Origin of the sequence: Megasphaera sp. DJF_B143, from assembly GCF_900320625.1 — a bacterium.
GTDB classification, from domain to species: domain Bacteria; phylum Bacillota; class Negativicutes; order Veillonellales; family Megasphaeraceae; genus Megasphaera; species Megasphaera hexanoica.
The window spans coordinates 1-3,695 of record NZ_ONTA01000018.1 but is presented as its reverse complement, the minus strand read 5'-3'; the positions used below and the strand labels follow the sequence as shown (position 1 = coordinate 3,695).

Sequence of the window (3,695 nt, the reverse complement as noted above, 5' to 3'; positions counted from 1 at the left end):
TCATACTAAGGCCCCCTATATATACTTTTATTGTATCACTTTATGGAAAACCTCAGTTTGACTTGTCCTATTTATATGCTAGCATCATGTGTTAATTATTTATACTAGGAGTGATACATATGCATCTCGATTCTTCTATTTCCTCTCTGCTACCCGGGTATGCCCGGGTATTGCTCAAAAAGGGATTAAATCTGCAGCAGGGGCAAATTCTCGTAATCTCAGCCCCCGTAGAATCCCATGATTTTGTCACCATCCTCACCCGTGAAGCATATGAAGCGGGTGCCCGTCAGGTCGTGATGAATTGGCGGTCCGATGACTCCGCCCGGCTGCGTTATGAATATGAAAATCTGTCAGAATTTACAACTATGCCTGACTGGCGCCGCGATTTCAGCCTTTGCTATTATCGCCAGAATGCAGCATTTCTTAGCCTTATTTCTGCTAATCCCTACCTCATGAAAGGCATAGACATGCAAAAATTAGTCGCCTGGCAAAAAGCCTCGAATAAGGCGTTAAAAGAATACATCGACGGCATGATGGCATCCAGGACGACCTGGCTCGTCGCCGCCGTTCCCAGCCTCGTATGGGCACGTATCCTGTATCCGGAACAATCGGAAGAAGCTGCCTACGAAATGCTTTGGAAGCAGATTCTCCAGTCTTCCCGTGCTGATGGCGAACATCCGCTGGCGGACTGGGATGCTCATCTTCTGGAACTGAAGAAACGCCGCGATTGGATGACCAGTCAGCATTTCACAAGTTTGCACTATACGTCCGGGCAGGGAACCGACCTGACCATCGGTCTGTCAGACAAGCATATCTGGCAGGGAGGTGCAGAAGAAACGACATCACATATACTGTTCAACGCGAATATCCCTACAGAAGAAATTTATACGGCTCCTGATGCCGCCCGTGTCGATGGCATTGTATATAGCACGAGACCGCTTGTATACAACGGAAATCTTATCGATAACTTCCACATCATATTCAAAGATGGACGAGCCATAGAATCGAAGGCAGAAACAGGGGATGATGTGCTAAAACAGATATTGTCTATGGATGAAGGCGCCGCCCGTCTGGGAGAAGTAGCCCTGATTCCCTATCATTCCCCTATTTCCCTGTCCCATATTCTCTTTTATGAAACACTCTTCGACGAAAACGCCTCTTGCCATCTGGCATTTGGCAAGGCCTATCCAACCTGCCTGTCTGGCGGCAGCGAGATGGATGATCAGGAACTTCTCGCTAATGGCCTGAATGATTCCATGATTCACGTCGATTTCATGGTCGGAAGCGACGACTTATCAATCACGGGTACTCAATCTGATGGAACAACAGTTCCCGTATTTATAAATGGAGACTGGGCATAAATCAGCAAAAAAAGCTCCTTGCAGGCAACCAAGAGTTTAAGCATATCTCTTGATTGCCTGACAGGGAGCTTTTTACATGATACCGGAAAATCTTTTAACACATAATCCGATTATTTACCTACATAAGCAATGACTTCGACTTCGACGAGGGCATCTTTCGGCAGTTTGCCAATTTCCACGCAGGAACGGGCCGGAAGAGTCTTATTGAAGTATTTAGCATATACTTCATTGACAGCTCCGAAGAAGTTCATATTGGTGATGTATACCGTTGTTTTGATGACATCATCATAGGATGCACCGGCTGCTTCCAGAATAGCGCCGACATTTTTCATGCACTGTTCTGCCTGGCCTACTACGCCGCCGCCTACGAGTTTGCCTTTTTCCGGATTGATAGCAATCTGACCAGAAGCAAAGAGGAAATCGCCTGCTTTAATCGCCTGGGAATATGGTCCTACTGCACCGGGAGCTTTTTCAGTACTAATAACGTTTACTGCCATGATAAAACATCTCCTTAAAAAAATTTATCTATCCTGTTTATTATTATACAACATCTAATTTCATATTTCCACTGTATATGATATATATTTACACAATACTCTTGGTGAACTATACAAGACTTCTATATAATAGCATATACTAAATCAATAATATTACGTAAAAATCAGTCATTCTCAGTGCCTTTGTTTTCCGATGCCGTCTTTCCACCATCTGCCACAGTCAGAAGATGGCCTTCTTTATCATATTTCTTCTTGTTCAGGCCACACAGGAACCATGCCGCCGTAATAGCCGCAATGAAGACCCATGAGGAAAGGATAGACATACGGGTATCCGGATTGTACAGCATGCCAATCGTTACCAGAATCAGGAAAGCTATGCAGAAGTAATTCGAGTACGGATAGAGTGGCGATTTGAACGGATGCTTAGCCATGACTTCCGGTCCCCAAGCCTTGCGGAAATTTTTCTGGGCCCAGGCCAGGACAAACCAGGCAACCATACCTGGGAATACCGATGCGCTATACAGATACAAAAACAGTTTGGAATCGGGAATCAAGTAATTCAGGACAACACCGATGGCCAGTACGATGACGGTAACTCCAATTCCATTGCGGGGCACACCTGAAGGTGACAATCTGGCAAATATACGCGGTGCCTGGCAATTCTGTGCCAGTGTATAAAGCATGCGCCCTGAACTGTACATCCCAGAATTACAGCCTGATAAAGCGGCGGTAAGAACGACGAAATTGATAATTCCTGCAGCAGCTGTAATACCTACTTTGGCAAAAGTCATAACGAATGGACTGCCAATGTAGCTGACTTCTGTCCAAGGATAGATACAAAGAATAACAAAGATAGAACCAATGTAGAATATAAGGATACGCCATACGATGTTATTAACAGCCTTTTTTAGCGTCCTTTGTGGATCCTGGGCTTCTCCGGCTGTAATCCCAATAAGTTCAACTCCTTGGAATGACGCCGCTACGACGCACATAGCCGCCAGCATTCCTCCCCATCCATTAGGCATAAAGCCACCATGAGACCAAAGGTTGCTGATGCCAACAGGCACGCCGTCATTACCAAATCCAAAGAGGATAACCGCTGCCCCGACGATGAGCATAACGATAATCGTAACGACTTTTATCAGGGCAAACCAGAATTCAAATTCGCCGTAATATTTAACGGCCGCCATATTGGCCGATGCGACTATAGCCATTCCAGCCAGAGCCGATATCCATTGCGGCAGGTCCGGGAACCAGTAATGTACATAAATCCCCACGGCTGTAATCTCTGATAACCCGACGACGACCCAGAGAAACCAGTAAGAACAAGCTGTCAGATATCCCACAAAAGGACTGATATATTTGTGACCATACGTTGCAAAAGAACCAGTCACTGGCTCCTGATACAACATTTCCCCCATAATACGCATAATGAAAAACATGACGACACCCGTCACGGCATAACATAACAGTACCGACGGACCGGCCATCTGAATCGTGTTGGCTGACCCCATAAACAGGCCAACACCAATGGTTCCCCCCAGAGCTATCATCTCTACATGGCGCGGCTTCAGACCGCGTTCCATTTTCTGCTGTTCCATTTTTACCTCCATAGCTTTGGAATCATTATGGTCTTATGAAATGATGCGTGTCTTATTTCATCGTAACATAATAATGATGATCTTTTAATGTGGACATCAATTGTTCCACGTGTTTTTCATTTGCCGTTTCCAATTCCAGTGATACGGCAGTCTGTCCCATATCCACGCCATGCTGGCTCCGTTCGTGGACGATAGAGAGTACATTGGCATTGGCGTTGGCAATGATGGTCAGAAGT

General features: G+C 45.6%; 3 protein-coding genes and 1 pseudogene. 1 reads left to right on the top strand and 3 read right to left on the bottom strand.

Annotation, left to right across the window (positions count from 1 at the left end; genetic code table 11):
- The first annotated feature begins 119 nt into the window (after positions 1–119).
- A complete protein-coding gene (locus DBO31_RS00385; protein WP_150824163.1) occupies positions 120–1,361 on the top strand; it encodes an aminopeptidase in 1,242 nt (413 codons plus the stop codon).
- Positions 1,362–1,471: 110 nt separating this feature from the next.
- On the opposite strand, the gene DBO31_RS00380 is transcribed toward DBO31_RS00385, so the two are convergent.
- The 3 genes and pseudogenes from DBO31_RS00380 to DBO31_RS00370 form a co-directional block, all read right to left on the bottom strand.
- Complete coding sequence (locus DBO31_RS00380; RefSeq protein ID WP_059077362.1) at positions 1,472–1,858, bottom strand: RidA family protein; 387 nt, start codon at positions 1,856–1,858, stop codon at positions 1,472–1,474.
- Between the two features lie 164 nt (positions 1,859–2,022).
- Positions 2,023–3,459 carry an amino acid permease gene (locus DBO31_RS00375; RefSeq protein ID WP_150824162.1) on the bottom strand — a complete coding sequence of 479 codons (1,437 nt, stop codon included), beginning with the start codon at positions 3,457–3,459 and terminating at the stop codon, positions 2,023–2,025.
- A 52-nt stretch (positions 3,460–3,511) separates the two neighbouring features.
- Positions 3,512–3,695 (bottom strand): annotated as a pseudogene (locus tag DBO31_RS00370) (threonine ammonia-lyase); the annotation flags it as partial.